Origin of the sequence: Thermosynechococcus sp. OHK43 (genome assembly GCF_014466085.1) — a bacterium.
Lineage (GTDB): Bacteria > Cyanobacteriota > Cyanobacteriia > Thermosynechococcales > Thermosynechococcaceae > Thermosynechococcus.
Window position 1 is genome coordinate 1 of the sequence record NZ_JACOMP010000124.1, and the last position, 5,074, is coordinate 5,074.

Below are 5,074 nucleotides of genomic sequence, written 5' to 3' on the forward strand. Positions count from 1 at the left end.
AGTAAAGGAAAGATGCCCAGGACAACGGTTCCTGCTCCTAGTAGGAGGGCCGCTATTTTTTTATTCATCAAAAACCTCCACCATCTTTCTGCTGCACAGCCTCGAGTGCCAGTTTTTACCAGTTTTTCAGATCAAATATCCCAGAAATGACTATCCTCCGGTAGCCGGTAGAGTCCTTTAGGGCAACTCTTCCTCAGGCAAGAGTCTTAAGGCCTGCAGTTCTGCAACACAGTAGGTCGTCAACCAGTTCCACACCAAGACCGTCAGCAGCCCTTCACTGATGGCGAGGGGAATCTGTGTGACGGCAAAGAGGGTGCCAAATTTGGCAAAGGAAGTGGCCACGCCACCCACGCTGTCGGGAAAGGCCAAGGCCAATTGCAAAGAGGTCAAGGTGTAAGTACCCACATTGCTGATAAAGCTAGCGGCAAACAGAGCGATCGCCGGCTTCACTCTCAAACGAGACGCGCTGCAGTAGGTAAGCCAAGCGAGCCACGGTCCTACGACGGCCATCGAAAAGGCATTGGCTCCCAGTGTCGTCAATCCGCCATGGGCAATGAGGAGGGCCTGAAAGAGCAACACCAGTGTCCCCAATACTGCCATCAAGGGAGGCCGAAAAAGAACAGCCCCAAGGGCAATCCCGATAGGATGGGAACAGCTGCCAGTCACCGAGGGAATCTTCAAAGAAGAGACAACAAAGGCATAGGCGCCTGCCAAGGCAACCAGTAGGGTGGATTCGGGGTGTTGTTTGATCTGCTGTTGCAATGACCACAGTCCCCATGCCAAGAAGGGGAGAAAGGCCAGCCACCAACCCACAGCCCAACCTAGGGGCAAAAAGCCCTCACTGATGTGCATGGCCAAGGCGGGATTAGGACTCGCTACCACGAGGTATGTGGTCAGAAGGGCGATCGCCCCCAGGGAAGCATATCGCTTTGCTTGACTACGTTTGACCATATTACTGGACATAGCCTCCAATCCCAGTAGCGCCCATTTTAGGGGTCAACCGATTGCCTGACTATCCCTAGTGGGGGCTTCAACGGATAAGGAAAACAGCCACCCATAGCTCAAGAATTGATTGGTAGCCAGATCTCAAAGCTGAAATATGCATAGACTTTGATGTAGTTGGTATAACAAAATGGAAGTCTAATGGGATTATTAAATCCATAGGTACGGTTGCTATGTTCCCAAGGGGGGTGTCATGAGTGAACTAACTGCCTTTAGTCATTCCTTGAGTAGCGGTTATGAAGTAGTGGTGATCAAGCCGCAGTCCCTCAGTGATACCACCTTGATTGTGCAAGCGCTGCGGGCGGACAAGGCAGTGATTCTCAACCTGGAGCACCTTGATGTGGCTGAGGCACAGCGCATTTCCGATTTCGCCGCGGGTAGCACCTATGCCATCAATGGCCATCAATCGCGCCTTGGGGACGGTGTCTTTCTCTTTACTCCCAACGTGATTAATATCCAAGAACGCACAGCAGTACCGACACCTGCTGGACTGGTCTAAGCAAGGCTATTGATGACCCCTGAGGATCTGCTCACCGTCAGTGAGTGCCAAGAGATTGATCAACTGCTTTTGCCAGCGGCCGATCGCTTTGCGATTCGAGTGGCGGTGTATGCCCAGCGTTACCTACGTACCAAGATTGAGGGGAAGCCCCTCGAAGACCTGACCGCAGCCCAAGTCTATGAACTGGTTGCTGCCGATCCCCAGTTGCAAGCGGAGGAAGCACGCCAGGGGGGATTTATAACGTGGTATGGCCAAATTCTCATCAGCGCTCTCAAGCAACTACGGCAAGTGGCTAAAAGGGAGGGGGTGCCTATTGCCGAGCTAACTATTCCCCAGATTAGTCGGTGGTTTGAGCAGCAGTGTCAGGCACGCTTGCGATCGTCCCCGCCGTTACCTTAAGAATTTGCGCCTGCTTGCGCCAAGGGACGGCAAAGGGGGCAAGGTGGGTGGCGGTAATCAGGGTTTGGTAGCGATCGCCCATCACCTCCAGCAAAATTCCCTGTCGCTGCAAATCCAGTTCGGCGAGGACATCGTCCAACAACAAAAGGGGCGTGTCGCCAACTACACTTTCCACAAGAGCCAGTTCCGCTAGTTTCAACGCCAATACGAGCGTGCGCTGCTGCCCTTGGGAAGCAAATTGACGGGCACTTTGAGCATTAAGCCAAAAGCCAACATCATCACGGTGCGGTCCCACCAGGCTAGTTTTTTGGAGCAGTTCAATGGCGCGGCGAGTCGCCAAGGCCTCACTAAAGGCTGCCACAATGGCCTCAGAGGTGCCATCCCCAAGGGGCACATGGCTCTCATAACTCAAGGTCAGGGTCTCGCGATCGCCACTCAAGACTCGCTGCCAATGCTGTGCCAAGGGAGCCAAGCGTTCAACGAGGCGCTGTCGGCGGCGGATGATGCGGGTGCCATTGATAACCAATTGCTGATTCCAGGCTTGCCAGAGGGCTTCATCCCATCCTTGGCTGCCTGCCTGTTTGAGGAGTGCATTGCGTTGGCGCAGGGCTTTTTGGTAGGTTTGCAGGAGTTGACTGTAGAGGGGTTCCAATTGCACCAAAATCCGATCCAACCAGTTGCGGCGAATCGCTGGTGTACCCCGCACCAGTTCCAAATCCAAGCAGGAAAATTCCACCGCATTGAGTTGACCGAGAAATTCCGCAGTGCGCTTGACCGTACAGCCATTGACCCGTAGGACACGGCCTGAGGGGGGGCGCAAACTCACCGCCAGATCAAGGGGAACCCCTTGGCGCTCAAGGGTGGCTTCAATTTGGGCACTCTCTTGTCCCTGCTGAATCAGGTCGCGATCGCGATGGGTGCGATGGGATTGCAATGTGGCCAGCCACTCCACAGCCTCCAGCAAATTGGACTTGCCCTGGGCATTGTCGCCGACGACGATAGTTTTCGGAGCAGCAAACACCACGGATTGCTCGCTGTAGTTGCGGAAGTGGCGCAGATGGAGGGACTTGAGAAACACTGAGCAGCCCTTACCAGCCCCACGTTCCCGGTGCCCCCTTGAATGGGCCAACAATGTCTGGCGTAATCCAGCCGCCATAGAAGCCCCCCGGTTGCGGAATCACCACCACGCCATCCACGGTGCATTCATCCATCAAAGCAGCATAGAAGGCAATGTAGTTGCGGATTGGCGCAAAGGCAGGGGTGGGTTTGGGATAGTACCACGCTGCATTCTCAGCTTGGCGATCGCCCACCTTGACGTGGTAGTAGGCGCCTTGTCCTTTCCATTCACAAAAAGTTTGCCGTGCCGAGGGCACCAGATACTGCGACTGTACATCCTCTGGCGGAAAGTAATACACCGGGGGGTGACTGGTTTCAAGTACCCGCTGTCCCCGCTGGGTGTCAGCAATCACCACACCATTAAAGACCACCCGCAGGTGTTTTGCCGTGGGTTCAAGACGGGGCGGACGGGGGTAGTCCCAGACCGACTCTTGACCAGGGGCAGGGGGCATCTGTTGCATGGGCTCTCAGTTCCTGAACATCCTGCTTTGACCAAAGGCGTAACAAACTCCGCCGTCTAGGGCGCACAAGGATAGCAGGATTGGTGTCTCCGTTCTTAGTTACAGCATAGAATAGTTGGACTACAATATTGTTCTTAATTGTTCTTAGCACGAAAATCCAATGCTAACAGGAATATCCAAGACACCCCCGGAGGGCCTGTGGATTCAACCCCACTAGCGGTCGGAAGCAGGAATCCCTTAAAGCGACTAGACAAGGTGCAATCCCTGCGGAGCGCAGTAGGAATCGCCGGCGAGGATGTCAAACTAACCGCTATAGCTCAAGGTTGGGAACTGGTTTGTCGCTCCACCAAGCCCTGTTCAATTGCCAGTCGCACCAGCTCAGCCCGATTGTGAACTGCTGTTTTTTGAAAAAGGCTACTGACGTGCTTTTCAATCGTTCGCGCGCTCAAGTGCAGGCGATCGCCAATCTGGGCATTGGAGAGTCCCGCCACCAACAAAGCCAAAACGTCCTTTTCCCGCTGCGTCAGATCAACCCTAACGCGTTGGCTTTTCGAGACAGAGAAAGGCTGCTGTCGCTGCTGCCACTCCATTTGTACCAGTTGTGCCCGATCGAGTAGGTTGCGCACCACCGCTGCTAACTCATTGAGGTCAAAGGGCTTGGCAAGATAGACATCGCCCCCGGTACGATAGGCACGAATTCGCTCCTCCAATTCCGTGCGCGCCGTTAGGTACACCACTGGCAGTAAGCGTAACGAGGGATGCTGGCGGACCTGCCGCACTAACTCATAGCCATTCATATTGGGCATGGCAATATCCGTAATCAGCAGGTGAGGTTGATAGCGATGGATCATTTCCAAAGCTTGGGCCCCATCTCCCGCCGTCAGGCAACAGTACCCTTCGGATTCCAAAAAGCGACTCACCGACAAGCGGATGCCGGGATCATCGTCGGCAATGAGTACTGTAAGGGACATAGGAAATTTATGTCTCCACTAGACCACAGTATTTCTCCACACAGCGGACAAACAGCTCAACCCCAATACTTAAAACGATTTCGTCAAAGTCAAAGCGGGGATGGTGGTGGGGAAAATCTAACCCCAGTGTGCCATTGGCTGACCCCAAAAAGAAGTAGCAGCCTGGAACAGCTTTCAGAAAAAATGACATATCCTCCGCGGCCATCGTCTGACAATGGGACGTGACTCCAGCTGGCACCTCGACGACCGATTCCGCAACAGAGCGCACTAATTTCGCCATTTTGGCATCGTTGACCGTGGGGGGATACATCCGCTCGTAGTGAAAGCGATAGGTGGCACCATGACTCTGGCAGATACCAGCAATCACCTGTTCAATGCGCTGGGGTAGCCAGTCCCCCAACTCTGGCTTAAAGTATCGAACTGTTCCCCGAAACGTTGCAGTATCGGCAATCACGTTCTTTGCGGTGCCCGCGTGCACTGCCCCCACGGAGATCACCGCAGTCTCGAGGGGATCCACATTGCGCGAGACGATGGTGTGCAACGCTGTAATGATTTGAGCAACAACGAGCACAGTATCCACTGTAAACTGGGGTAAAGCCGCGTGTCCTCCCTTGCCGTGCACTTCA

7 protein-coding genes are annotated in these 5,074 nt (G+C 54.2%); 2 read left to right on the top strand and 5 right to left on the bottom strand.

All coding sequences use genetic code 11. The features are described from left to right. Positions 1 to 177 precede the first annotated feature (177 nt). Positions 178 to 963 (bottom strand): energy-coupling factor ABC transporter permease, encoded by a 786-nt coding sequence (locus tag H8Q75_RS05055; RefSeq protein ID WP_024123963.1) that lies wholly within the window; start codon positions 961 to 963, stop codon positions 178 to 180. A 232-nt stretch (positions 964 to 1,195) separates the two neighbouring features. Between H8Q75_RS05055 and H8Q75_RS05060 the strand changes: the two genes are divergently transcribed. Together H8Q75_RS05060 and H8Q75_RS05065 are read left to right on the top strand one after the other, a co-directional pair. Further along, entirely contained in the window at positions 1,196 to 1,501 is a 306-nt protein-coding gene (locus H8Q75_RS05060; RefSeq protein WP_024123962.1) for a cell division protein SepF, read from the top strand. Positions 1,502 to 1,513: 12 nt separating this feature from the next. Next, entirely contained in the window at positions 1,514 to 1,900 is a 387-nt protein-coding gene (locus H8Q75_RS05065; RefSeq protein ID WP_024123961.1) for a hypothetical protein, read from the top strand. On the opposite strand, the gene recF is transcribed toward H8Q75_RS05065, so the two are convergent. The 4 genes from recF to H8Q75_RS05085 all read right to left on the bottom strand — a co-directional run. Next, the gene (gene recF, locus H8Q75_RS05070) at positions 1,839 to 2,978 is read right to left on the bottom strand and encodes a DNA replication/repair protein RecF (RefSeq protein WP_297040849.1); all 1,140 of its coding nucleotides are present in this window, start codon (positions 2,976 to 2,978) and stop codon (positions 1,839 to 1,841) included. The genes H8Q75_RS05065 and recF overlap by 62 nt on opposite strands. 10 nt (positions 2,979 to 2,988) lie before the next feature. Further along, a complete protein-coding gene (locus H8Q75_RS05075) occupies positions 2,989 to 3,477 on the bottom strand; it encodes a DUF427 domain-containing protein (protein ID WP_024123959.1) in 489 nt (162 codons plus the stop codon). A gap of 317 nt (positions 3,478 to 3,794) precedes the next feature. Further along, positions 3,795 to 4,448 carry a response regulator transcription factor gene (locus tag H8Q75_RS05080; protein ID WP_024123958.1) on the bottom strand — a complete coding sequence of 218 codons (654 nt, stop codon included), beginning with the start codon at positions 4,446 to 4,448 and terminating at the stop codon, positions 3,795 to 3,797. Between the two features lie 7 nt (positions 4,449 to 4,455). Next, a partial coding sequence (locus H8Q75_RS05085; RefSeq protein WP_297040850.1) for an amidohydrolase occupies positions 4,456 to 5,074 on the bottom strand: 619 nt, incomplete at its 5' end.

What these genes read in the sequence shown, in the direction of transcription:
- H8Q75_RS05065 (WP_024123961.1), top strand. Translation starts at nt 1,514, where the DNA reads ATGACCCCTGAGGATCTGCTCACCGTCAGTGAGTGCCAAGAGATTGAT.
- H8Q75_RS05055 (WP_024123963.1), bottom strand. Translation starts at nt 963, where the DNA reads ATGTCCAGTAATATGGTCAAACGTAGTCAAGCAAAGCGATATGCTTCC.
- H8Q75_RS05080 (WP_024123958.1), bottom strand. Translation starts at nt 4,448, where the DNA reads ATGTCCCTTACAGTACTCATTGCCGACGATGATCCCGGCATCCGCTTG.
- H8Q75_RS05075 (WP_024123959.1), bottom strand. Translation starts at nt 3,477, where the DNA reads ATGCAACAGATGCCCCCTGCCCCTGGTCAAGAGTCGGTCTGGGACTAC.
- H8Q75_RS05060 (WP_024123962.1), top strand. Translation starts at nt 1,196, where the DNA reads ATGAGTGAACTAACTGCCTTTAGTCATTCCTTGAGTAGCGGTTATGAA.